At 67.4% G+C, this 23,138-nt stretch carries 22 protein-coding genes; 13 read left to right on the forward strand and 9 right to left on the reverse strand.

Features of this window, described 5'->3' with window-relative positions; genetic code table 11:
- Positions 1-449: 449 nt before the first annotated feature.
- From KU884_RS02505 to KU884_RS18855, 4 genes are read left to right on the forward strand one after another with little or no spacing between them, the layout of a single operon-like run.
- Positions 450-821, forward strand: coding sequence for a hypothetical protein (locus KU884_RS02505; RefSeq protein WP_217351363.1), 372 nt, complete (start codon positions 450-452; stop codon positions 819-821).
- Positions 821-1,108 (forward strand): hypothetical protein, encoded by a 288-nt coding sequence (locus tag KU884_RS02510; protein WP_217351362.1) that lies wholly within the window; start codon positions 821-823, stop codon positions 1,106-1,108. The genes KU884_RS02505 and KU884_RS02510 overlap by 1 nt, the downstream gene beginning before the upstream one ends.
- Positions 1,032-1,418, forward strand: a complete 387-nt coding sequence (locus KU884_RS18850; protein WP_254432152.1) for a reverse transcriptase domain-containing protein — start codon at positions 1,032-1,034, stop codon at positions 1,416-1,418. Before KU884_RS02510 ends, KU884_RS18850 begins: the two co-directional genes overlap by 77 nt.
- A complete protein-coding gene (locus tag KU884_RS18855; protein ID WP_217351354.1) occupies positions 1,418-1,657 on the forward strand; it encodes a hypothetical protein in 240 nt (79 codons plus the stop codon). The genes KU884_RS18850 and KU884_RS18855 overlap by 1 nt, the downstream gene beginning before the upstream one ends.
- 289 nt (positions 1,658-1,946) lie before the next feature.
- On the opposite strand, the gene KU884_RS02520 is transcribed toward KU884_RS18855, so the two are convergent.
- From KU884_RS02520 to gshB, 9 genes are all read right to left on the reverse strand, one after another.
- Positions 1,947-2,624 (reverse strand): hypothetical protein, encoded by a 678-nt coding sequence (locus tag KU884_RS02520; protein ID WP_167781144.1) that lies wholly within the window; start codon positions 2,622-2,624, stop codon positions 1,947-1,949.
- On the reverse strand, positions 2,621-3,916 hold the full coding sequence (locus KU884_RS02525; protein WP_167781145.1) for a dihydroorotase: 1,296 nt from the start codon (positions 3,914-3,916) through the stop codon (positions 2,621-2,623). Before KU884_RS02525 ends, KU884_RS02520 begins: the two co-directional genes overlap by 4 nt.
- Positions 3,913-4,899, reverse strand: a complete 987-nt coding sequence (locus KU884_RS02530) for an aspartate carbamoyltransferase catalytic subunit (protein ID WP_167781146.1) — start codon at positions 4,897-4,899, stop codon at positions 3,913-3,915. Before KU884_RS02530 ends, KU884_RS02525 begins: the two co-directional genes overlap by 4 nt.
- Positions 4,896-5,402 (reverse strand): bifunctional pyr operon transcriptional regulator/uracil phosphoribosyltransferase PyrR, encoded by a 507-nt coding sequence (pyrR, locus tag KU884_RS02535; RefSeq protein ID WP_167781147.1) that lies wholly within the window; start codon positions 5,400-5,402, stop codon positions 4,896-4,898. Before pyrR ends, KU884_RS02530 begins: the two co-directional genes overlap by 4 nt.
- 13 nt (positions 5,403-5,415) lie before the next feature.
- Positions 5,416-5,853: a Holliday junction resolvase RuvX gene (gene ruvX / locus KU884_RS02540; protein ID WP_167781148.1), complete on the reverse strand. Its 438-nt coding sequence runs from the start codon at positions 5,851-5,853 to the stop codon at positions 5,416-5,418.
- Positions 5,850-6,413, reverse strand: coding sequence for a YqgE/AlgH family protein (locus KU884_RS02545; RefSeq protein WP_167784084.1), 564 nt, complete (start codon positions 6,411-6,413; stop codon positions 5,850-5,852). The genes ruvX and KU884_RS02545 overlap by 4 nt, the downstream gene beginning before the upstream one ends.
- 55 nt (positions 6,414-6,468) lie before the next feature.
- Entirely contained in the window at positions 6,469-7,326 is an 858-nt protein-coding gene (locus KU884_RS02550) for an energy transducer TonB (protein ID WP_167781149.1), read from the reverse strand.
- A gap of 164 nt (positions 7,327-7,490) precedes the next feature.
- Complete coding sequence (locus KU884_RS02555) at positions 7,491-8,561, reverse strand: FAD:protein FMN transferase (RefSeq protein WP_167781150.1); 1,071 nt, start codon at positions 8,559-8,561, stop codon at positions 7,491-7,493.
- Positions 8,558-9,502 (reverse strand): glutathione synthase, encoded by a 945-nt coding sequence (gene gshB / locus KU884_RS02560; RefSeq protein WP_167781151.1) that lies wholly within the window; start codon positions 9,500-9,502, stop codon positions 8,558-8,560. Before gshB ends, KU884_RS02555 begins: the two co-directional genes overlap by 4 nt.
- Before the next feature lie 362 nt (positions 9,503-9,864).
- Between gshB and KU884_RS02565 the strand changes: the two genes are divergently transcribed.
- The 9 genes from KU884_RS02565 (at position 9,865) to KU884_RS02605 (ending at position 23,053) form a co-directional block, all read left to right on the forward strand.
- On the forward strand, positions 9,865-10,224 hold the full coding sequence (locus KU884_RS02565; RefSeq protein WP_167784085.1) for a PleD family two-component system response regulator: 360 nt from the start codon (positions 9,865-9,867) through the stop codon (positions 10,222-10,224).
- Positions 10,225-10,326: 102 nt separating this feature from the next.
- Positions 10,327-10,692 (forward strand): PleD family two-component system response regulator, encoded by a 366-nt coding sequence (locus tag KU884_RS02570; RefSeq protein WP_167781152.1) that lies wholly within the window; start codon positions 10,327-10,329, stop codon positions 10,690-10,692.
- Between the two features lie 8 nt (positions 10,693-10,700).
- Positions 10,701-11,234: a chemotaxis protein CheW gene (locus KU884_RS02575; protein ID WP_167781153.1), complete on the forward strand. Its 534-nt coding sequence runs from the start codon at positions 10,701-10,703 to the stop codon at positions 11,232-11,234.
- A gap of 78 nt (positions 11,235-11,312) precedes the next feature.
- Positions 11,313-13,376 (forward strand): methyl-accepting chemotaxis protein, encoded by a 2,064-nt coding sequence (locus KU884_RS02580; protein WP_167781154.1) that lies wholly within the window; start codon positions 11,313-11,315, stop codon positions 13,374-13,376.
- 12 nt (positions 13,377-13,388) lie between these two features.
- On the forward strand, positions 13,389-14,279 hold the full coding sequence (locus KU884_RS02585) for a protein-glutamate O-methyltransferase CheR (RefSeq protein ID WP_167781155.1): 891 nt from the start codon (positions 13,389-13,391) through the stop codon (positions 14,277-14,279).
- Between the two features lie 13 nt (positions 14,280-14,292).
- Positions 14,293-20,676 (forward strand): Hpt domain-containing protein, encoded by a 6,384-nt coding sequence (locus tag KU884_RS02590; protein ID WP_167781156.1) that lies wholly within the window; start codon positions 14,293-14,295, stop codon positions 20,674-20,676.
- On the forward strand, positions 20,663-21,640 hold the full coding sequence (locus KU884_RS02595) for a chemotaxis protein CheB (RefSeq protein ID WP_167781157.1): 978 nt from the start codon (positions 20,663-20,665) through the stop codon (positions 21,638-21,640). The genes KU884_RS02590 and KU884_RS02595 overlap by 14 nt, the downstream gene beginning before the upstream one ends.
- Before the next feature lie 37 nt (positions 21,641-21,677).
- A complete protein-coding gene (locus KU884_RS02600; RefSeq protein WP_167781158.1) occupies positions 21,678-22,139 on the forward strand; it encodes a chemotaxis protein CheW in 462 nt (153 codons plus the stop codon).
- 182 nt (positions 22,140-22,321) lie between these two features.
- The gene (locus tag KU884_RS02605; protein WP_167781159.1) at positions 22,322-23,053 is read left to right on the forward strand and encodes a 16S rRNA (uracil(1498)-N(3))-methyltransferase; all 732 of its coding nucleotides are present in this window, start codon (positions 22,322-22,324) and stop codon (positions 23,051-23,053) included.
- Positions 23,054-23,138: the final 85 nt, after the last annotated feature.

Consider the following 23,138-nt stretch of genomic DNA (forward strand, 5'->3'; position numbering starts at 1 on the left):
TAACGCTGCACTGTAGAGGCCTGGTGTGGTGTGCCCGCCGGGGTCCGAGAGCGGGGCATGGGCACATTGGGGTCCCCCAGGAACCTGGGAGGGCCTGTCGTCTCCGCCTAAGAAGTAGACGGTGCGGGCGACCGCTGATCCGCAGTCCGGGCCAGTGGTGGGAGCGTCCTCCTGCTGCTGGAGCGAAGGCTGAGGGCGCTGCGGCGGTATGGTGCTGCGAGGACAGCCAGAGCGGTGCCAGACGGGCGGCAGGCAGTCGGAGTCTCCCATAGTACCGGAGCAGCCGGGGAACGCGCCCCAGCGGACCCGGTGAAGGGGAAGGGGAGACCGTGTGAGTGGAGCTGTTGGAGGGACCGATGGCGGAGGCATTGGACTCTGATCTCATCTCAACGCGATGCCAACAGATAGCGGATCTGGCGCGGCGTCTTCCGGACAGGCCGCTTTTGACGTTGGCCCATCACATTGACGAGGCGTGGTTGCGTGAGGCGTATCGACGCACGCGCAAGGACGGGGCGCCGGGCGTTGATGGTCGCACGGGTGCCGCCTACGGCGAGGAGCTTGAGGCGAACCTGAGCTCGCTGCTGGAGCGGGCGAAGTCCGGGGCGTACCGGGCGCCGCCGGTGCGGGGCACCTCGATCCCCAAGGGTGACGGGAGCGAGCGCCGAGCGCTCGGCATTCCGACGTTTGAGGACAAGGTGCTCCAGCGGGCGGTGGCGATGGTGCTGGAGGCGGTCTACGAGCCGGAGTTCCACGAGGGCTCGTACGGCTTCCGCCGGGACGCTCGGCGCACCAGGCGCTGCAGGCGGTCTGGCGGCCGTTGATGGCGATGGGCGGTGGCTGGGTGATTGATCTTGACGTGCGCAAGTTCTTTGACCGGGTCGACCATGGTCTGTTGCGGGAGGTGCTGCGTCGGCGGGTACGTGACGGCGTGCTGGTTCGGTTGATCGGCAAATGGTTGAACGCCGGCGTGCTGGAGGAAGGGCAGTGGCGCCAGCCTGGCGGGGCACCCGCAGGGCGGGGTGATCTCGCCGATGCTCGCCAACATTTTCCTCCACGAGGTGCTGGATACGTGGTTCGAGGACAGTGTCCGGCCCCGGTTGCGCGGTGAGGCGCACCTGGTGCGTTTTGCCGACGATGCGCTGCTGGTGTTCGCCTGCGAGAGCGATGCCCGGCGGGTGATGGAGGTGCTGCCCAAGCGTTTTGCGCGCTACGGGCTGGAACTCCACCCGGAGAAGACCCGGGTTGTGCGGTTCGACCGGCCCGGATCGGGCGGAGGACCGCACCCGGAGACCTTCGATTTTCTCGGCTTCACCCACTACTGGGGGCGGTCGAGGCGAGGGCGCTGGTGGTCAAGCGCAAGACGGCGCGGGATCGGCTGCGCCGGGCCATGCATGCAATCGATCGTTGGTGCTGTGTGATGCGGCATCACCCCGTGGTTGAGCAGTGGCAAGCCCTGAACCGCAGACTCCGGGGCCACTACGCCTACTTCGGCGTGCGTGGTAACTTTGCAGCGATCGACCAGGTCCGCTCCCAGGCGATGCGCTCCTGGCACCGATGGCTGTCGCGGCGCTCGCAGAAGGCGGCGATCCCGTGGTCGGAGTTCTCCCGGTTCCTGGAGTGTTACCCGCTCGCCCGGGCCAGGATCTGCGCCACGTAGCGAAGCCACTCACACGAGGAGCCACTTGCGGGAAACCCGCACGAGTGGATCTGTGGGGGCCGGCCGGGTAACCGGCCGGCCTACCCGACGTCCGCCGTCGACAGGCATGCGAGCCGACGCGGCTCATCGAAGGCCAACTGAGGGTCCGCCCTGGTATCGACAGGGTTTTCGGTGGAGCCCTGGGGTTGCATGTCTTTTGAGGGCGGACCTGAAGGTCCGCCCTACGGGTCCGAGCCCTACGGGGGCGTTGTACGCAGACCGCGCGGGCTCGATGCGCAGGAACGGGGCACTACAACCCGGGGCGGGGATGGGGGTGGATCTCGCCGACCCGCCCGCGCAGCTGTTGCTGGATGATCTCGACGGTGTGCGCCTCGCCCACAACGGCCACCGCCGTGTCCCAGCGTTCGCGGGCCGACTGGCCGGCAAGCCAGTCGTCCACCAGCGCCGTCAGGCCGCCTTCGCGGCAGCCCGGCAGGGGCTCCGGGTGGGCGATGCGACTGGCAACGCCGGCTTCCTCCAGGACGCCGACGCCCGCGATGACGCCCGGACCCATGCCGGTGACCAGGAAGCGCGAGGGGCGCAGCCGGAAGGCCGTAGCGTCGCTGTCCACCGCGGCGAGGACCAGGTGGATAGCCAGCTGCGTGGCCGCGAACGTCACCGCGGGCAACCCGGTCTCGTCGGTGAGCAGCACCAGGCGTCGGCCTCCGGCCGCGGGATGCAGGGGCGCTCCCCGGGGACCGACGAGGGTGCAGGCTGTGCCGCGCCCGTGGCTGCCGGCCTGCGGCGGCGCGCAGAACGCTACCCAGCCCTCGGCAGGGGAGTGATCCAGTACCGGCAGAGTCAGCTCCAGGTCGGGCAGCGCCAGTCGGAACCAGTGTCCAGGGCCAATGGCGGCGTCGCCCGTGGCCTGAATGCGCAGCAGGCGATGATCGCCGGGCAGTCCGGTGTTGCCGAGTATGCGGCTCACGCAGCTCCTGGCCCGACGGTGTGCACGGTGATACCGTCCACCAGCGTCTGGCGCACGCGGCCCGTCAGTTCCCACCCGGTGAACGGCGTGTTGCGGCCCCGGCTATGCAGGGTCTCCGGGGCGACCCACCAGGGTTCCCGCGGGTCCACCAGGCAGATGTCCGCGGGCGCCCCCGGGCGCAGCGTTCCGCCGGGGAGGTTCAGCAGGCCCGCTGGACCCGAGGTGACCCGCGCCACCGCCTCCGATAGCGACAGCACCCCCTCGTCCTCCAGTCGCAGGGTCAGAGCGAGCAGGGTGTCCAGGCCGGAGATGCCGGGCTCCGAGGCCACGAAGGGCGCCGCCTTGGCATCGCTGTCGTGGGGTTGGTGGTCGGAGCACACGGCCTGCAGGGTGCCGTCGGCTACTGCCCGGCGCAGAGCGTCGCGATCGCTGTCGCTGCGTAGCGGCGGCAGCACGTTGCAGTCGCTGGCAAAGCCGCTGACGTCCATTTCCGTGAGAAACAGTTGGTGGATGGCCACATCGGCGCTTACGGGCAGGCCGTCGCGACGGGCCCGGGCGATCAGCGCCGCGCCCCGTGCCGAGGACAGTCGTGCAAAGTGCACCCGCGCGCCGGTTTCTTCCACCAGTGCCAGCGCCCGGGACAGGGCCACGGTTTCGGCAGCCACCGGAATCCCCGCCAGTCCCAGGCGCGTGGCCATCCAGCCCTCGTGCATGGCGCTGCCGCGGGTCAGATCCTGATCCTGGGGCGTGAGGATCACGGTGATGCCATGGGTGGCGGCGTACTCCAGTGCCCGGCGCAGCACCAGCGTGTTCGTCAGCGGCGCGCCACCATCGCTCATGGCGACGCAGCCGGCACGCCGCAGACTGGCCATTTGGCTGAGATGCTCACCCTCGAGACCGGCGGTGAGCGCTCCCAGCGGGATCAGCCGGCTGCTGGCGGCCTTGTGCGCCTGGCCCAGCACCAGTTCCAGGACTGCGGTGCTGTCCACCACCGGCCTGGTCGCCGGCGACGGGCATACCGAGGTGATGCCGCCAGTCGCGGCGGCGTGAAGCTCGGAGATGATGTCCGCCTTGTGGCGGGCGCCGGGCTCGCGCAGATGCGCGCCGATGTCCACCAGTCCCGGCAGCACCAGCATGCCGTTGGCGTCCACCGTGGTCTCCGCGCGGAAGCCGTCCGGCGCGTGACCCAGCCCGGCGATGACGCCGTCGGCAATGTAGACGTCCGTTACCTGATCGAGACCCTGGGCCGGGCACACGGCCCGGCCGCCACGGAGATGCATGCGCGGGCTCATTCCGCCTCCTCCGTGGTCGCCCCGGTGCCCCGGCCCTCCAGGCACATGGACATCACTGCCATGCGCACTGCGATGCCGTTGGTGACCTGGTTGAGGATCACCGACTGGTCGCCGTCGGCCACTGCCGACTCGATTTCCACGCCGCGGTTGATGGGCCCCGGGTGCATGATGATGGCGTCCGGCTTGGCCACCGCCAGGCGCTCACGGTTGATGCCGTAGAGCTGGTAGTACTCCTGCTCGCTGGGCAGCAGCGCCCCCTGCATGCGCTCGCGTTGCAGCCGCAGGGTGATGATGACGTCCACGTCCCGCAGGCCGGCATCAATGTCGTGGTAGACCTGTACACCCAGCCGCTCCACGTCCCGGGGCAGCAGGGTGCGCGGGCCGACCACGCGCACTTCGCCGACGCCCAGGGCGTTCAGGGCGTGGATCTGCGAGCGCGCCACCCGGGAATGGAGGATATCGCCAACGATGGCCACCCGCAGTGGCTCGAATGCGCCCTTGTGCCGGCGGATGGTGTACATGTCCAGCATGGCCTGGGTGGGGTGGGCATGGCGGCCGTCACCGGCATTGATGACGGCGACCTCGTCCCCCAGGTGCTCGGCAATGAACTGGGCGGCACCGCTTTCCGCATGCCGCACCACGAACATGTCGCACTGCATGGCTTCCAGGTTGCGCAGCATGTCCAGCAGACTCTCGCCCTTGCTGGTGGCAGAGGTGGCCACGTCGATGTTGAGGACGTCGGCGGAGAGGCGCTTGGCGGCCAGCTCGAAGGTGGTGCGGGTGCGGGTGCTGGCTTCGAAGAAGAGGTTGATGACGGTGCGACCACGAAGCAGAGGCACGGTCTTGATGGATTTCTCGATCACCCCGGTGAAGGAGCCCGCGGTGTCCAGGATGCGCTCCAGCATCTCCCGCGGCAGCCCCTCGGTAGTCAGGAAGTGCCGCAGTCGTCCCTGATCGTCGATCTGAAAATCGCGCCCGTTCATGCCATGTCCTGAATGGTCAGCTCCATGGGGTCCGGCCCGCGCAGTTTCACCCGCTGACCATCGGCCAGGGTGATGCGCGTACCGACCACGTCGGCGGCGACGGGGAGTTCCCGCTCGCCGCGGTCCACCAGCACCGCCAGCAGCACCTGCCGCGGGCGGCCGAAATCGAAGATCTCGTTCATGGCCGCGCGTACGGTACGGCCGCTATAGAGGACATCATCCACCAGCAGGATGTCACGGTCATCCACGGCGAAGGGCAGGTTGGACGGGCGGACCTGTGGATGCACGCCGCGGGTGCCCACGTCATCCCGGTAGAAGGCGATGTCCAGAGTGCCCAGCGGTGTCTGCAGGCCCAGTCGTGAATGCAGCTCCCGGGCCACCCAGGCGCCGCCGGAGTGGATGCCGATCATGGCCGGGTCGTGGATCTCCCGCGCGGCGAGAAGCGCGCGGAGGTCGTCCGCCATGCGGCTGATCAGTGTTGACACCGGGGCGAGTTCAGTCATGGGCACCGCTTGTTCAGGGGGATGAGTGGTTGTCCGCCAGCCAGGTTTCCAGGATGACGCAGGCGGCCATCATATCAAGGGCCCTGTCCCCGCCGCGAGGCGGCGGCCGATGGCCGCGTTCCGCCAATCGGGTCTCCGCCTCGCGGGAACTCAGGCGCTCGTCCACCAGGTGCACGGTGAGGTCGTAGCGGCCCCGGAGCTGGCGGGCGAAACGCTCAGCACCGCGGGTCACGGCGTTGGCGCTACCGTCGGCGTGCTCCGGGCGCCCGACCACCACGGCGTCCGGCTGCCATTCGCGCAGCAGGCGCTCGATGCCGGCCCAGTCGGGGAGGCCCTCGCTGGGGCAGTCCAGGGTCTCCAACGGGCGGGCACCACCGGTGATGGTCTCGCCCACGGCCACGCCGATCCGGCGTCGGCCGTAGTCGAAACCGAGCAGAGTGGTTGCGCTCACGCGTGGCCGGCGTCGGAGGACAGCAGGGTCATGTCCACGCCCAGCAGCGCGGCGGCGGCCTGCCAGCGCTCGCTGCTGTCCCGGTCAAAGACGATCTCGGCACTGGCGGGCCCGTTGAGCCAGGCGTTCTGTGCCAACTCTTCTTCCAGCTGGCCGGCCTCCCAGCCGGCATAGCCCAGCGCCACGAGATAGCGGGACGGTCCCTTCCCTTCGGCGATGGCCGCGAGGATGTCGCGGGAGGTGGTGACGCAGATCTCCTCGGAGACCTGCAGGCTGGAGTCCCAGTCACCGTCGGGATTGTGCAGCACGAACCCGCGCTCGCGCTGAACCGGCCCTCCCATGTAGACCGTCTGTCCGGCAATGGCCGCCGTGGCCGGTTCCAGTTCCAGATGCTCCAGCAGTTCACCGAGGGTGACCTCGGTGGGGTGGTTGATGATGATGCCGAGGCCGCCCTCGTCATTGTGTTCGCACATGTAGGCCACGGCCTGATGGAAGTTGGGGTCTTCCAGCGTCGGCATGGCAATGAGGAAGTGATTGGTCAACGTCGCTTGCTCGTCCATGGTGGCAGTATCCGTCAGCGTGGGGCGGTGGCTCAAGGCCGGCGCATCGGCCGGGTTACCGTGCTTCCAGATGACCATCCCTGACGAACTGCCAGGTTCGGGTGATGACCAGCTGATCCTTGCCGTCCAGTACGTCCTCGGGGACGGCCGGGAAGGGCGCTGCCATCTCCACCACCCGCTTGGCGGACTCGTCCAATACCGGGTACGGGGAGCTGTCCAGGATCCTGATGTCCACCACGGAGCCGTCCGGATTCAGGGTCACCTCCACGATCAGCGAGCCGGAGAGATTGCGCCGGCGGGCTTCGTCGGGGTAGTTGAGGTTGCCCACCTGCTCGATGCGCTCGATCCAGCCCTGCATGTACGCCGCCGCCTCGTGGGCACGGGTGCGGGCATTGATGCGCTGCTTGGACGGGTAGCGCGCATTCCAGTCGATGCTGCGGCTGGTGTCCGCGATGTCCCGGGCCACCTGTTCGTCGGCATCCACCAGATCGCGGTTGGGGGAGTGATCCGGCTGCGGCTCGTTGTGCTCCGGCTCCGGGACCTGCTCCGGCGCGTCCTCGGTGGTGACCCGGCGTGCCTCGTCGGCGGGGGCGTCGGGTTGCTGTTCCGGGGCTGCAGAGACGGCGTCGGTCATGTCCCGGGGGTCGGGCAGCAGGGAGCTCTGCTCCGTCGGGCGCATGGCCTCTTCGGCGGTACCGCCGCCTTCCTGATCGTCGGGAGCCAGGAAGTCGTAGTCCTCCGGCGCCTCCTCGCTGGGAGACTGGGCCAGGGTGATCTCGATCAGCGGCGGCGTGTCCCGCTCCCCCATGGGGATGGTGAACCCCACGCCCAGAATGACGGCGCCATGCAGAGCCGCGGCCATGAACAGCGTCATGCCCAGACGGTCCCCGGGTTTGATCAGCGGCTTGCTCATATCTTCGGTTCCAACGTCACTGTCCTGCCGCCGACGCTGCTCCAATCGATCATCGTGTCCTGTGGCCCGAGTTTAACGTCCGTCACGGGACACGAGTATGCGGGATCGGCGTCGGCGGTTCCGGGATCGGGTCCGCATTCCCGGAGCATCACCCTGCGTTCTCGTCACGGAAGGTCCACGGTGTCAGTGCGGACATCGGCATTGTCGTCCAGTTCCAGGCGCTCCATCAGCGCCGGTGTGCCGTGAATGACCCGGTTCGGCTCCATCGCCAGCACCTTCTTCAGCTCCAGCGCCGCTGCCAGATCCTGCCAGCCGTCCCGGCCGGCGACCATCAGTGCGGTGGCGGCGGCATCGGCCAGCAATGGATCCTCCGCCAGCACGAGAATACCCGCCAGGCTCCTGGCAGGCATGCCGCTGGCCGGCTTCAGTACCTCGTGGTACCAGGTGCCCTCGTGACGGAAGCGGCCTTGCTGGCTGTTCGCGGCCACGGCGGCCTCCCCGTGCCGGATCCTCACGGTGCCGATGACACCGCGACCATCGGGATCGCGCACGGCCGTACGCCACGCCCGCTCGCCGGGGGTCCCCACAACCGCCACGCCGTTGCCGGCATTGATCATGGCCGCATCCGGCTGGTTTGAAGCCTCGTCGAGAAGCTGCCTGGCCTCCCTCAGTGTGGCGCCGGTGGTAACGGCGCGGAAGTCCAGGTGCATGGTCTCGGTCGGGGTGCGTACACCTTCCCCGTTGTGGTCCAGCCGGGCGGCGCTGTGGGGGGGCTCGCGCCAGCGTTCCAGCATCCGCTCCGGCGGCGGTGCTGCGTCTTCGGGAGCAGCAGTGTCCAGCCCCCAGGCCTGGTACAGCGCGCCTATGCCCGGGTCGAAGCGGTAGCCGGTGCGCTCGGCAAGGGCCAGACTGCGCCCGAGGAGCGGGGTCAGTTCCTCCGGTACACGGGCCTGCCCGTCCTCGGCCAGCTGACGATTGAGCCGGTCCAGAGCGCCCCCGCCGCCGGGGTGCCAGTGCCGGTGTCGTTCCAGCAGGTGGTCTTCGACCGTGCGCAGAACGCTGTTCGCCTGCTCCGGTGGCATGCCGTAGAGGCTCACCTCGACCTGAGTGCCGAACGCCTGTGTACGCTGATGATGCACGTCGGCTTCACCCCCGCACCCCCCGGCCAGCAGAGTGGCCACGCTCAGCGCCGCCGGCAGCGCAAGCCGGGTGCAGATTGCATGGCCGGCACTCATTGTTGCGCAGCGAGGCGGTCCAGTAATCGCCCGCCGATGTCCCAGCCGTTCGCGGCATCCAGCTCACGCACGCAGGTGGGGCTGGTGACGTTGATCTCGGTGAGATAGTCGCCGATCACATCCAGACCGACGAAGCGCAGACCACGCTCCACCAGCGATGGTCCGACCCGGGCGCAGATCCAGCGGTCCCGTTCGCTCAGTGCAACGCTCTCGCCGCGGCCGCCGGCGGCCAGGTTACCGCGGGTCTCGCCGAAGGCCGGAATGCGGGCAAGCGCTGCGTCCACCGGTTCACCGTCGATCATCAAGATGCGCTTGTCGCCATCACGGATTTCCGGCAGGTAGCGCTGAGCCATGATGTACTGGCTTCCGCCCTCGGTGAGGGTGTCGATGATGACCGAGGTGTTCGGGTCGCCGTCGGCCACCACGAAGATCGAGCGTCCGCCCATGCCATCCAGCGGTTTCAGCACCGCCTTGCCCTGCTCGGCAATGAACGCCCGCAGTCGCGGCGCGGCGCTGTCCACCAGAGTGGGCGCGCAGCATTCCGCGAAATGGGCGGTGAACAGCTTCTCGTTGGCGTCCCGCAGTGCGGAGGGACGGTTCACCACCATGGCGCCGGCATCCTCTGCCCGCTCGAGCAGGTGCGTGGCATAGATGAACGCGGCATCCACCGGCGGATCCTTGCGCATGAGAATGATGTCCAGGTCCCCCAGTGCTACCGGCCGGCCGCCGTCGAGCTGGTACCAGTCCTGGTTGTCCTCGCGCACGGTGAGATCCCGGCTGTAGCCATGGGCCTCGCCGTCGCGCATGTACAGGTCACCGAGTTCGAAGTAGTGCAGGTTCCAGCCACGGGCGCTGGCTGCCAGCAGCATCGCCAGAGTGGTGTCTTTCCAGGGCTTGATGTGCTCGATGGGGTCCATGACGACCCCGAGATGAACGGGCATGGGAGAGAGCTCCGTTGCAGTGGTATGGTGTCGAGAAGAGACAAAAGGGCACGCAGTCCCGTCCTCGTGGCAGCCAGGGTCGATTGTTCAGGGTTGCCCAAGAGACAGTGTTCACAGTTTTGCTGTTGGCAGTCTGATACGTTGCCTCCGTCGGAGTTACGTTACATGCCGTGCAATTGTCCGCCCTTCGTCGTGTTGCGGGCATTCTGGCACACGCCGGGGACTTATGTTACATAGGGCACCACGGCTACGGAACGGACGCCGCTCGGGGCCGCGCTCGGCGGCTGGGTACAACGAGAGAATAGTCGGGGGAGCCGGTGGATAGCGAAACCACACAGGAAGGACTCTCGGGCCTCAAAGTCATGGTCATTGACGACAGCAAGACCATTCGCCGCACGGCGGAGACTCTGCTGAAAAAAGAAGGCTGTGAGGTCATCACCGCCAATGATGGCTTCGAGGCCCTGGCCAAGATTGCCGACCTGAAACCCAGCATCATATTCGTCGACATCATGATGCCGAGGCTGGACGGTTACCAGACCTGCGCACTGATCAAGCATAACCAGATGTTCAAGCACACGCCCGTGATCATGCTCTCCAGCAAGGACGGGCTGTTCGATCGTGCGCGCGGACGCATTGTCGGCTCGCAACAGTATCTGACCAAGCCGTTCACGCGTGACGAACTCCTGGGTGCCATCAAGCGGCACCTCAATCAGGCGGCTTGAATCGCTCCGCTCTGCGGCGTGGGGCGGCTCCGGGGAAGCGCGGGGCCCGGCAGGCAGGTGTGTTCGGCGATCCGGAAAACAAGTGAAATGGGAGATTTCTGAATGACCCGGGTTCTGATTGTTGATGACTCGCCCACGGAGACCTACGTGCTGCGCGAGATGCTCGAGAAGCACGATTACCAGGTGTCGGTCGCCGAGAATGGCGAGGACGGCATCCGCCTGGCCAAGGATGCTTCGCCGGACGTGATCCTCATGGATATCGTCATGCCCGGCGTCAATGGCTTTCAGGCGACACGAAAGCTGACCAAGGATCCGGATACGGCGAACATTCCCATCGTGATCATCAGTACCAAGGATCAGGACACGGATCGCATCTGGGGGATGCGTCAGGGGGCGCGGGATTACATCAGCAAGCCGGTGACCGAGCAGGAACTGCTGGAAAAGATCCAGAGTGCCCTGAAGGGCTGACACGGACGATGGTGGCCTCGGCTTTCGATCTGCTGGTTGAGCTGGAACGGCTCGGGCGCGATTTCGCCGCCGATCTGCCGGCACAGGAAGACCCCGGCGAAACCTGGGTCGGAGTGGGCTTCCGCCTCGGCGGGCAGCGCTTCGTCGCCGCAATGACCGATGTCGCGGAGCTTCTCAAGTACCCGGAGCTTGCCCCGATTCCGCGCACCAAGGGCTGGGTGCGCGGCATGGCCAACGTGCGCGGAACGCTACTTCCGATCATGGACCTGAACGGTTTTCTCGGCGACCACGCCTCCAGTCTCACGCGCCTGAGCCGTGTTCTGGTGGTCCCCATCGAGAACGCCTACACCGGGCTCCTGGTCGACGAGGTGTTCGGCATGCGTCACTTCCCGCGGGAGAGTCTCGGCGAACCGCCGGCAGAGGTTGACGACCGCTATGCCCCGTTCGTCAGCGGCCGGGTGGAACACGATGGCGAGCAGTGGCTGGTCTTTAGTATGCGGTCGCTGATCGATGATCCGCAGTTTCTCAGGGTAGCCAGCTAGGGCACTAGAGCGGCGCTCACAGTCAATAACACAGGCCGTCGATTCGGGCACACGGATTTCTTTGGAGGGACAGGAGCCATGAAAGGTGCACAGAACCTCGCACCCGCAGCGGGGATCGGCAAGGCCGTTACCGCGCTCAGCGGGCTGATCATCATCGCCATCATTCTCATGGTCGTGAGTTTTGCGTACACGGCCTATCATGCCCGCTTCGATTCTGAATACATCGAGCGCGCCGAGGCGGTCCGCGTGCTGTCCCAGACCCTCGCCAAGAGCGCCTCTGAAGCGGCAAACGGGAATACCGACGCCTTTTTCATGCTCCGGGATGCCCGTGATGAGATGGAGCAACACATCACGGTGCTGAGCGAGGGCAACCCCGAGACGGGCCTGCCCGCCACCGATCAGGTCGGTGAAGATGCCGCCCAGGCGTTGACCATGGTTCAGCGCCCCTGGGAGCTCATGGAGGAAGACACCTTCGCGATCCTGGATCGCCGCGAGATGGTGTTGACCGTCAATCAGCTGGCCGAAGAGTTCCGCGTGAATGTCCCGCGTATGCAGCGCATGGCCGAGGCGCTGGCGGCGGATCTCAACCAGGCCGATGTGCCGGCGTCCCAGAGCTACTACCTGGGCGAGGTGCAGCTTCATTCCGAGCGTATCGGCCGCAACACCGGCGAGATGCTTCGTGGTGGTATCGGTAACGTTACCGCAGCCGACCGCCTGGACCGCAGCAAGGACGATCTTCGCGCAGTGCTGGACTCCCTGATGGGAGAGGGCGACCTCCCGGTGCCGGCGCTCACCGGTGACGCCCTGGAGGCCGTGCAGCAGATCGACGCGATGTTCACCACCATGGAGAGCCAGGTGGACGAGATTCTCGCCGGTTCCCCCGACCTCTTCGAGGTGCGTGATGCGGCTGAGCGGATCTTCGTCAACTCCGATCGCATGGATGCCACTGCCGACCACCTGCTGGGTGTCTACCGTGGTCTTCCCGCCGATCGCCCGATTCAGGGCTGGTACGGCTTTGCCTTCGGGGGCATGGCCCTGGTGCTGCTGATCGGCCGTGGCTTCCTCACCCGTATCCAGGCCCGCCAGGAGCTGGAGGCCTCCGAGGAAGAGAAGCGCAAGGCGGATGAACAGTCCAAGCAGAACCAGCAGGCCATCCTTGACCTTCTGGACGAGATCCAGGGGCTGTCCGAGGGTGACCTCACCGTCCAGGCCTCGGTGGGCGAGGCCTTCACCGGGGCCATCGGTGACGCTTTCAACGACGCCATCGATGCGCTGCGCAACCTGGTGACCACCATCAACGATACCTCTGTGCAGGTGTCCTCGGCGGCGCAGCAGACCCAGGCCACCGCCATGCACCTGGCGGAGGCCTCGGACCATCAGGCGCACCAGATCACGGGTGCCTCGGCGGCCATCAACGAAATGGCCGTGTCCATCGACCAGGTGTCCAAGAACGCGGATGATTCCGCCGACGTGGCCCAGCGCTCGGTGGAACTCGCCACACGGGGCGGCGAAACCGTGCGCCGGACCATCGACGGCATGGACTCCATCCGCGAACAGATCCAGGAGACCTCCAAGCGCATCAAGCGCCTGGGTGAGTCCTCCCAGGAGATCGGCAACATTGTCGAGCTCATCAACGACATCGCCGACCAGACCAACATCCTGGCCCTGAACGCCTCCATCCAGGCGGCCATGGCGGGTGAGGCCGGTCGCGGTTTCGCGGTGGTGGCCGACGAAGTGCAGCGTCTCGCCGAGCGCTCCGGTAATGCCACCAAACAGATCGAGGCTCTGGTCAAGACCATCCAGACCGATACCAACGAGGCCGTGATCTCCATGGAGCAATCCACGGCGGGCGTGGTCAGCGGGGCCCACCAGGCCGAGGAGGCCGGTGAAGCCCTGCGCGAGATCGAGTCGACGTCCCAGCAGCTCGCGGGCCTCATCCAGAGCATTTCCGAGGCGGCGCGTCAGCAGGCCGAGGCGGCGGCGAACATCTCCGATACCATGAACGTCATCCAGGAGATCACCTCGCAGACGTCCGCCGGTACCAACGAGACGGCGACCTCCATCGGTAACCTGGCGGACCTCGCCAACGAGCTCCGCGAATCGGTGGCAGGTTTCAAACTGCCCGAATCGCAGCAGGGCTAGCGGAGGCTGCCCATGGCCGCGGCCAACGATCAAATTGTCGGCGCCTGGGAGGGGCTCAACGCGCTGCCGGAGATGGACGATCGGCAGTTCGCCCGCTGGGCCGAACTGCTGGAACGCCGGACCGGCATGGCGATGCCGGGGGAGCGCAAGTCCTTCCTGGTGACCAGCGTTGGCCTGCGCATGCGGGAGGTGGGCTTCCGGGATTTCGACGCCTACTACCAGTATCTGGTCTCCGGCGTCGCCGGGAACCTGGAATGGGCGGCGCTGGTGGATCGGCTCACCGTCCACGAGACCCGTTTCTTCCGGGACCCGCGGGCGCTTGCCTTCATGGCGGATCAGGTGTTGCCGGAGTTGCTGGCCGAGAACCGGCAGGAGCTCAACATCTGGAGCGTGGGCTGTTCCACCGGCGAGGAGGTCTACACCCTGGCCATGACCGTGGCGGACGCCGTCGGCGACCATCCCGCCACGCCCCACTATGGCGTCACCGGCACCGACATCAGCATGCACGCCCTCGGCGTTGGCCGACAGGGAACGTACCCGTTGCGACGCATGGCGGATATTGCCGAAGACAAGCGGCACCGGTACTGCGAGATTCTCCCCGAACGGGAGCGTTTCCGCATCGTCGCGCCGCTGCGCCGTCGGGTCGGCTTCGCGCAGATGAACGTGCTGGACGCCGCGCACACCAGCAGCCTGCAGATGGATGTCATCTACTGTCAGAACCTGCTGATCTATTTTGATCACGAACGCCGTCGCGCCATCGTCGATGGCCTGGGCCGCCACCTGCGGCCAGGGGGGGTTCTGATTCTTGGGGCCGGAGAATTCGTCCGCCGCCGCCCGGTCGGGCTTGAGCGCGTGCGGAACTCCGGCGATGTGCTGGCATTCCGCCGGCCGGTGAACGAGTAGGCGGGTAGAGCCCATGACCAGTGAGCGCCATAACAACGCCAGTACGCTCGGTTGGGTCCGCAACGAGCTGGACGAAACCCTGCAGCAGGCCGCCCAGGCACTGGAGGAGTATTCCGAAGATTCCAGCGACCGCACCCAACTGCGGTTCTGCATGACCTACCTGCACCAGGTCTACGGCACTTTGCAGATGCTGGAGCTGTACGGCCTGTCCATGCTGGTGGAGGAGATGGAGCAGGTCCTTGAGGGGCTCATCAACGGAGACCTGGCGCAGCCGGGTGAAGGTGAAGAGACCCTCATGCGGGGGATTCTCTCCCTGTCCGACTACCTCGAGCGCATTCAGAAGGGCGACCGCGACAGCGGCGTGCTGGTGCTGCCGCTGCTCAACGACCTGCGGGCCGCCCGCGGTGCTCCGCTGCTGACCGAGAGCATGCTGTTCGCGCCGGATCTTGCCACCAGTGCCGAGCAGCCCCGGCGTGCCCGCGACGAAGGCGCTTCCATCGCCGGTCTGGCGCGCCAGCACCGGCACCGGTTTCAGCGGGCGCTGCTGGCCTTTCTCCGCGGGCAGTCCGTGTCCGCCAGTCTGCAGCGCATGCAGGCCATACTGGACGAACTTGATGCCGCCGCGGGCGAGGACCGTACCGGGGATCTCTTCTGGATTGCTGCGGGTATCGTCGACGGGCTGCGCAGCGGTGAGCTGGAGACCACCACGGCGGTGAAGAGCGTGCTGGGCCAGGTGGACCGACAGCTCAAGCGCATCATCGACCATGGCGAAGACCAACTCGCAGAGGCGCCACCCGAGGATCTGCTCAAGAACATGCTCTATTACGTCGCCCGTTCCGGCGACAGCAGCGAGCGCGTGCGGGCGATCCAGGAACGGTTTGCCCTGGACAGCCTGCTCCCCGACACCCAGGACGTGGCGAACAACCAGGACACTGGCGGCTACCGCCCGGGTTCCGACATCCTCCAGAGCGTGTCCGACGCCCTGCGCGAAGATCTCACCACCATCAAGGATGCCCTGGACCTCTACGTGCGCAGTGATCAGGGCGAGCCCGAGCGCCTCAGTGGCGTCGCCGATACCCTGCGTCGCGTCGCCGATACCCTGGGCATGCTCGGTCTGGGAATCCCGCGGCGGGTGGTGCGCGAGCAAGTGCCCGTGGTTGAGCGCATGGCCAACGGTGATAGCGCCGACGAACAGGAACTCATGGAGTTTGCCCGTGCCCTGCTGTACGTGGAATCGGCGCTGCACGGGCTCACTGAGGGCGAGGACAGCCTCACCACCCAGCAGGGCAGCATGGAGGTGGGCGACGAGTCCGTGGCCCTGCAGGACAGCGATCTGTTCGATCTCGAGTATCGCGCCGTCTATCAAACCGCCATTCGCGAAGCAGTGTCCGATGTCGGCGGCATCAAGGATGCGCTGGTGGGCCTCATGGAAGGCCGCGGTGAGGATCCCCTCGCCGGCATGGACTCACTGCTGCGACGCCTGCAGGGCGCACTGGAGATGCTGGATCTGCAGCACGCCGGGATGCTGCTGGATGCCGCCGGCCAATGCATCCGCGAGGAGATCATGGGGGCGGACGAACTGCCCTCCGAGCAGCGCATGGACGCACTCGCCGATACCATCACCGGCCTCGAGTACTACCTGGAGGCCGTGCTGGAGAACCGCTCCGGTCGGGCCAGCATTCTTGATGTTGCCGAGAACAGCGTGCGCGTGCTGGGCTACACGCCGGGTGCCGGTGCCGAAACGGATGCCGGTGAGGACACGCACGGTGAAGCCGATACCGACAGCGTTGACTTGACCGGTGACAGCGACGCCCTCGCCCTGGAGTCCACCGAGGACCTCGTCGCCGGCCCCGCCGATGAGGCGGAAGCCCCCCTTGACGATGCTGCGACCGCTTCTGGCGACGATGCCGCTGAACCGGTAACGGAACCCTTCACAGACGCCGACGAGGAGGCCGAAACGGCTGCCCCGGACGAGGCCGCCGAGGCCACCCAGGTGCCGGAGACCGACCGCCCCGCGGAGCCTGCACCACCTGCGCGCACGGGTTCCAGCGGCGGCGTGAACATGGACGTGGCGGTGGCCGCCGAAGAGCTCGACGACGAGATACTGGAGATCTTCCTGGAAGAGGCTGACGAATGCCTCGAGACCATCCACGAGGCCATGCCGCGGTGGCGCGCCGATCCGGAGCGTCATGATGATCTGATTACCATACGGCGCATGTTCCACACCCTGAAGGGCAGCGGTCGTCTGGCAGGCGCGTTGCTGCTGGGTGAGCTCGCCTGGTCGGTGGAGCGCCTGCTCAACCGCATCATAGACGGCCATGTCACCCCTGGGCCGGACATCTTTGCCCTGCTGGACAACACTCTCACGGCCATTCCGGGACTTGTCAGTGAACTTCAGGGCGGTGAGCCGCCCCAGGCGGATGTTCGCGCACTCATGCGCGAGGCCGTGCGTCTGGCCGATGGAACGCCGGCGCCGGAGCCACCCCCGGGAGGGGCTCCAGCGGCAGACGCTGGCGCAGAGGCGTCGTCCCCGGCGGCGCCGGAGGCGGGAGCGGATGACGGCACCGCCGGCACCGACGCGGAGGCGGACACCGGCACCGGCGAATCCGAGCAGCCCGAGGCCTCGGCTGAAACCGGCCCTGCTGAATCCGATGAAGCTCAGGCATCCGCTCCCGTGGCCGAGGAGCCGGCCGATGAACTCACCGGCGTTGATGCCGCTGCCGAAGAGCCGTGGGATATCGAGTTGGAGCCCCTGGATCCCGGAGCCGAGCAGGAGTCGCCGCCGGCGGACGGCAGCGAAGCCGGGGAGGCCGGGCCCGCGGGGGAGCTGGACCGGGACGGGGAAGCAAGCCGGACCCCCGAACCGGAGCAGGAGACCGCCACCGGCGATAAACCGGAAGCTGCTACCACGGCGGAGTCCATGGATGGTGTCGTCCCCGATGACGCGGATGACGTCGGGGCAGCTCCCGGCGATGACGACTCTGCGGCCGCCACCGCTGGACGGCCGGCCATGGATGCCACCCTGTACGACATCTTCCGCAACGAGACGGAAGACCACCTCGGTGTCGTGCGTGACTTCCTTGCGGCCAGCCGTCGAAAGGACGACGCCCAGGTCACCGAGGAGGTCCAGCGTAGCCTGCATACGCTCAGTGGCAGTGCGCGCATGGCCGATGTGGATCCGGTGGCCACCCTGGCCCGGGAGCTGGAGCTTCTTGCCGCCCAGCGCCGGGAGGCCGATCAACCCATGAGCGAACAGGATCTCGACGTCCTGGAGCGCGGCGCGGACGTGCTGGACGCCATGGTGGAGGCCCTGGGACAGGATCGGACTCTGCCGGATGCTTCCCCGTTGCGCGAGGAGCTCGTAGCCCTGTCGGTGACCGTTGAAGCTTCGGAAGTTGATGACGCGGACACCGGGGACGCCGAGTCCGGGCGTGCTGCCTCCGGGGAGACCGGAATCGAGGGTGATACCCTCGCGGAGCCGGAGGAGCCGTCCACCGATACTGCGCCGGATGAGGCCGATCCGGCAGCCCCGGCGTCGGAACCACCGGCGGCGGGCGAGGATACGGCCGCCGATGACGACATGGACCAGGATCTGGTCAACCTGTTCCTGGAAGAGGCCGACGACATTCTGGCCTTTCTCGACGACACCCTGGAGCGCTGGGAGGACGACCCGGAAAACGAAGGGGCGCTCGCGGAACTGCAGCGCTCGCTGCACACCCTCAAAGGCGGTGCGCGGCTGGCCCGGTTCGAACAGATCGGCAGCCTCTGTCACGGACTCGAGAACCTGGTGAACGACGTCGAGCAGGGGCGCATCGCCGCCGACGACGAATTCTTCACGGCCCTGCGCTCCGGTTACGACCGCCTCATTGAAATGGTGGCGGCGACACGGGAGCACGGCCGGAGTGGCGATGCCGCCGCCGTCATCGGGCAGATCGAGGCCGCCAGGGGCGCCTCCGCCGGCCACAGTGCCTCGTCGGCGCAGGAAGCCGAACCCCTCGACGCCGAGGGCGATCGCGAACTCATGGACGTCTTCGTGGAAGAGGCCGCCGAGATTCTGCAGGTCATCGAAGGCGCTCTCCAGGCCTGGACCGACGACCCCGATGACAACTCCCGGGTGCAGGAACTCGAGCGCGCCCTGCACACCCTCAAGGGCGGTGCCCGCATGGCCGGGTACACCCCGGTGGCCAACCTCAGCCATACCCTGGAGACCCTGCTGGTGCGGGTCCGCGAGCGCGCGATGCGGCCGGACGGGCAACTGCTGGACCTTCTGGAACGCAGCCACGACCGCCTGCACCTCATGCGTCAGCGCGCCGAGGAGGGTGAATCCCTGCCGGCCGCCGATGATCTGGTGCAGGAGCTGGCGCAGTGGGAGAGCCCGGAGGCGGTGCCTGCGCAGCAGCCACCCGCCGCGGACGAGACAACAGACGCCGCTGAAGCGGTTGCACCGACGTCGACCGCTGCAGCTGCCGACACCCAGGAACCCGCCGCCCGCAGCGAAACCCCGCGGACCGGCAGCGACCAGATCCGCGTGCGCGCCGATCTGCTGGACAACCTTGTCAACTATGCCGGGGAGGTCAGCATCTACCGGGCCCGCCTGGATCAGCAGGTCGGAGCCTTCCGGTTCAACCTCACGGAGATGAACCAGACCGTGCAGCGCCTGCGGGATCAGCTGCGTACCCTGGAGATCGAAACCGAGGCGCAGATTCTCTACCGCTATGACCGTGAAGGTGACGTGGCGGAGCCGACCAGCCCCGCCGAGGTCGCCGAGGACGACGAAGACTTCGACCCCCTCGAGCTGGACCGCTTTTCCCGGATGCAGGAGCTCTCGCGCAGCCTGGGCGAGTCGGTTAACGACCTCTCCAGCATCGAATCCATGTTGGACAACCTGGCCCGCGAATCGGAGACCCTGTTGCTGCAGCAGTCCCGGGTGAACACCGAGCTGCAGGACGGCCTCATGCGCACGCGCATGGTGCCCTTTGCCAGCCTGGTGCCGCGGCTGCGCCGGATCGTGCGGCAGACGGCGGGGGAGCTCGGTCGCGAGGCGCGTATCAAGGTCCACGGGGCCCAGGGCGAGATGGATCGTACCGTGCTGGATCGCGTGGTGGCGCCGCTGGAGCACATGCTGCGCAACGCCGTTGCCCACGGCATCGAGTCACCGGAAGCCCGCAGCGCCGCCGGCAAGCCCGAGGCCGGGCAGATCCAGCTGGCGCTGGATCGTGAAGGCGCCGAGGTGGTCCTGCGGGTCAGCGACGACGGTGCCGGCATGGACCTGGACGCCATTCGCGAAAAGGCCAGGGAACGTGGACTGTTGCGGGATGAGCGTGAGCTCACCGACCGCGAGACCATGCAGTTCGTGCTCGCCCAGGGATTCAGCACGGCGCAGGAGGTCACCCAGGTGGCGGGCCGAGGTGTCGGCATGGACGTGGTCAACGCCGAGATCAAGCAGCTCGGTGGCTCCCTGGAGATCGACTCCGAGGCGGGCCGTGGCACCCAGTTCACCGTGCGCCTGCCCTTCACCCTGGCCATGAACCAGGCGCTGCTGTGCACCTCCGGCGAGCAGGCCTATGCCATCCCGCTGACCAGTATCGACGGCGTGGTTCGCGTGACCCGGGACCAGATGGAGACCTACCTGGCGCAGGGCGACGGTGCCCGTTACCACTACGCCGGGCAGGACTACCAGGTCACCGCGTTGTCACTCATGCTCGGCGAGGGTGAGCCCAATCTCACCGGGCAGGGCGGGCGGATCCCCCTCGTGCTGCTGCAGAGCGGTGATCATCGCCTGGCGCTGCAGGTTGAGGGGTTGATCGGCTCCCGGGAGATCGTGGTCAAATCCGTCGGCCCGCAGATCAGCAACGTGCCCGGCATCTACGGTGCCACCATTCTCGCGGATGGCCGGGTGGTCCTGATCCTGGAGATGAGTGCGCTGATGCGCCAGGGTGCCGCCGCCCATGTCCAGGACGACGCCGCGGAACCTGTGTCCCCCGTCGACGGCGAGGAAGCCGACGACACGGAAGAGGCGCCCACGGTGATGGTGGTGGACGACTCCATCACCATGCGCAAGGTTGCCACGCGGCTGCTGGAGCGCAACAACATGCAGGTGCTCACCGCCAGCGATGGTGTTGACGCCGTCGCCAAGCTGCAGGACCGCGTGCCGGATGCCATGTTGCTGGATATCGAGATGCCGCGCATGGATGGCTACGAGCTGGCCACGCACATGCGCAACGACACCCGGCTGCAGAACATCCCCATCATCATGATCACCTCGCGTACCGGCGAGAAGCACCGCCAGCGCGCCATGGAGATCGGCGTGGATCGCTACCTGGGCAAGCCGTACCAGGAAGCGGATCTGCTGGGCAACCTGGAAGAGGTTCTGGGCGGGACGCATGGGAGCGACTGACGCATCACGGGAGCGCAGCGATGTGCCGGCGGTCAACGTCGGCCTGCTCGGGGCGCCGGGCCCGGGGCGTGACGCCCTGCGTTGCGGACTCCTTGATCACGGCCTGAGCATTGCTCTGGAGGCTGACCTGGCGACGTTCGTGGCGAACCCTGATGCGGGGGAAGTCCAGGTCATCCTGGTGGACCTCCATCATGCCGCGGATGAAGAGCTGGAGCAGCTGGCGGACCTGATGGCCCTGCAGGGGCTGCCACCGCTGCTGTTCAACGAGGACTCGCCGGCGGAGCGGGAGAACGTGTGGATGCGCCGCCTGGCGGGCAAGCTTGCCGGGCTTGCGGGTCCGGCGGCCGAGCCGGATACTCCGGCCCCCGTACAGCCGGCGGCGAGTCCGGATATCTGGGTGTTGGGAGCGTCGTTCGGTGGCCCGGAAGCGGTGAAGCGTTTCCTCGAGGCCGTTCCGGAGGTGCCAGAGGCGGTATTCGTTCTGGTCCAGCATATCGGCGATGGCTTCGTCGACCTGCTGGCGGCGCAGCTCAACCGCTCCACGCCGTTCCGGGTGCTGCCGTTGATGTCCGGCGCGGAGTTGCGGCCGGGTTGCGTCTACGTCATGCCCGTGGATCGGGTCCTGGAACTCGACGCCGACGACCGGGTGGTGCTGGCCGCGGAGACTGCCGCCGATCGCAGTTACAATCCGTGCATTGACGAGGTCATGCGCCGGCTCAGTCACCGTTTCGGTCCCCGTGTCGGCGCTGTTGTCTTCAGTGGCATGGGTGATGACGGTACTGCCGGTGCCGAGGCCATCGCCGAAGCGGGGGGCGAGGTCTGGGCGCAGGACAGCGGCAGTTGTTCCATCAGCAGCATGCCGGACTGTGCCGCCGCCACCGGTGTGGTCAGTCGCCGCGGCAACCCCGAAGAACTGGCACGCGCGCTGGTGCAGTATCTCCGTGCCCCCAGGGAGCAGGCCTAGTGCAGCGCCGGGGCATACCGATCAAATGAGTGAAGTCATGGCCGATAATCCAGAACCCATCCGCAGCCTCATGCTTCCCGTGGCGGACCACAATCTACTGGTCCCCAGTACCGTGGTGGCCGAGGTCATCGGCCACGCCCCGCCGGAACGCGATGCCAACGGTCCCGGCTGGCTGCTGGGGCGTGTTGCCTGGCGCGGCCAGCAGGTGCCCTGTGTCGCCTTCGAGGCACTGGATGGCGGCACGCCGCCGACGGCGGGTGCCAGGGCGCGCACGGTGGTGCTCAAGGCCGTGGGGGGGCGCCAGGGCATGCCCTATATCGCGCTGCGCACTGGTGGTATTCCGCGCCTGGTGAACGTGGACCGCGAAGGGGTGGAGCCGCTGGATGACGGGCCGGCGCCCACGGGCGTCAGCCAAGCCGTGCTGGCCCACGGCGAACCGGCGCTGGTCCCCGATCTCGACACCATCGAGGCCTGGACCCTCAAGGCCATGCGCGGCTAGTAGCCTGCAGATCGCATGACGGCGGACCTGAAGGTCCGCCCTACGCCCCGGGCGAACGGTGTGCAGCCGTAGGGTGAACCTGTAGGGCGGACCTTCAGGTCCGCCGGCCCACGCCCGATACGGCCCCTCGAGAAACCCGTACAAGCGTGCATCCTGATGCACCGCCAACCTGGTCAACTCCCATGCGCGTCCCACGCATCCATGTCAGCGGCCCCCTGGAAACCGGCGCGGAGATTGCGCTGGAGGGGGCTGCCGCCAATCACCTCCGGGTCCTGCGCCTGCGTGTCGGCCACCCCCTGATCGTGTTCGACGGCGCTGGTGTCAGCCACCATGCCCAGGTGGTTGCCGTGGAAAAGCGCCGCGCAGCCATTCGCGTCCGCGAGGCGCTGCACGAAGCTGCGGAATCGCCGCTGGCCACCACCCTGGTCCAGGGCATCAGCAAGGGCGACCGCATGGACTGGACCATCCAGAAAGCCGTGGAATTGGGTGTTCACCGCATCGTGCCGGTGATCACTGCCCGTAGCGTGGTCAATACCGAGCCGGCGCGGCTGCAGAAGAAACATGCCCACTGGCAGGGCGTGGTGGTCAGCGCCTGCGAACAGTGCGGGCGCAACGTGCTGCCCGCTCTGGAGGCGCCCGTGCCGCTGGCGCAGCAGTGGTCACACCTCCCCGACATCGGGCGCCTGTTTCTGGATCCGGAGGGTGGCGAGCGCCTGAGCACGATGCCGCCGCCCGGGACAGCTGGCTGCACGCTCCTGGTGGGGCCGGAAGGCGGCCTCAACGACAACGAGGCCGCCGTCGCGCGGGAACACGCGTTCCGGCCCGTCGCCCTGGGCCCGCGGGTTCTGCGCACGGAAACCGCCGGGGTCACGGCCCTGGCCGCCCTGCAGGTGCTCTGGGGGGACCTGGCCTGAGGCGGGGGCGCCCGCCGCCTGCCGCCCCGCCGCTGACACGCCTACGAAAAAACCCCGCCAGCCTTGCGGCCGACAGGGCTCAATG

This window comes from Aquisalimonas sp. 2447, assembly GCF_012044895.1.
In the GTDB taxonomy this organism is placed as follows: Bacteria; Pseudomonadota; Gammaproteobacteria; order Nitrococcales; family Aquisalimonadaceae; genus Aquisalimonas.

Bases quoted from the DNA above. Each gene is read 5' to 3' on its own strand.
- KU884_RS02510 (WP_217351362.1), top strand. From the start codon at position 821: ATGGCGATGGGCGGTGGCTGGGTGATTGATCTTGACGTGCGCAAGTTC.
- KU884_RS18850 (WP_254432152.1), top strand. From the start codon at position 1,032: ATGCTCGCCAACATTTTCCTCCACGAGGTGCTGGATACGTGGTTCGAG.
- KU884_RS18855 (WP_217351354.1), top strand. From the start codon at position 1,418: ATGCGGCATCACCCCGTGGTTGAGCAGTGGCAAGCCCTGAACCGCAGA.
- KU884_RS02525 (WP_167781145.1), bottom strand. From the start codon at position 3,916: ATGAGCCCGCGCATGCATCTCCGTGGCGGCCGGGCCGTGTGCCCGGCC.
- KU884_RS02530 (WP_167781146.1), bottom strand. From the start codon at position 4,899: ATGAACGGGCGCGATTTTCAGATCGACGATCAGGGACGACTGCGGCAC.
- pyrR (WP_167781147.1), bottom strand. From the start codon at position 5,402: ATGACTGAACTCGCCCCGGTGTCAACACTGATCAGCCGCATGGCGGAC.
- KU884_RS02545 (WP_167784084.1), bottom strand. From the start codon at position 6,413: ATGGACGAGCAAGCGACGTTGACCAATCACTTCCTCATTGCCATGCCG.
- KU884_RS02550 (WP_167781149.1), bottom strand. From the start codon at position 7,326: ATGAGCAAGCCGCTGATCAAACCCGGGGACCGTCTGGGCATGACGCTG.
- KU884_RS02555 (WP_167781150.1), bottom strand. From the start codon at position 8,561: ATGAGTGCCGGCCATGCAATCTGCACCCGGCTTGCGCTGCCGGCGGCG.
- gshB (WP_167781151.1), bottom strand. From the start codon at position 9,502: ATGCCCGTTCATCTCGGGGTCGTCATGGACCCCATCGAGCACATCAAG.
- KU884_RS02565 (WP_167784085.1), top strand. From the start codon at position 9,865: ATGGTCATTGACGACAGCAAGACCATTCGCCGCACGGCGGAGACTCTG.
- KU884_RS02570 (WP_167781152.1), top strand. From the start codon at position 10,327: ATGACCCGGGTTCTGATTGTTGATGACTCGCCCACGGAGACCTACGTG.
- KU884_RS02575 (WP_167781153.1), top strand. From the start codon at position 10,701: ATGGTGGCCTCGGCTTTCGATCTGCTGGTTGAGCTGGAACGGCTCGGG.
- KU884_RS02580 (WP_167781154.1), top strand. From the start codon at position 11,313: ATGAAAGGTGCACAGAACCTCGCACCCGCAGCGGGGATCGGCAAGGCC.
- KU884_RS02585 (WP_167781155.1), top strand. From the start codon at position 13,389: ATGGCCGCGGCCAACGATCAAATTGTCGGCGCCTGGGAGGGGCTCAAC.
- KU884_RS02590 (WP_167781156.1), top strand. From the start codon at position 14,293: ATGACCAGTGAGCGCCATAACAACGCCAGTACGCTCGGTTGGGTCCGC.
- KU884_RS02595 (WP_167781157.1), top strand. From the start codon at position 20,663: ATGGGAGCGACTGACGCATCACGGGAGCGCAGCGATGTGCCGGCGGTC.
- KU884_RS02600 (WP_167781158.1), top strand. From the start codon at position 21,678: ATGGCCGATAATCCAGAACCCATCCGCAGCCTCATGCTTCCCGTGGCG.
- KU884_RS02605 (WP_167781159.1), top strand. From the start codon at position 22,322: ATGCGCGTCCCACGCATCCATGTCAGCGGCCCCCTGGAAACCGGCGCG.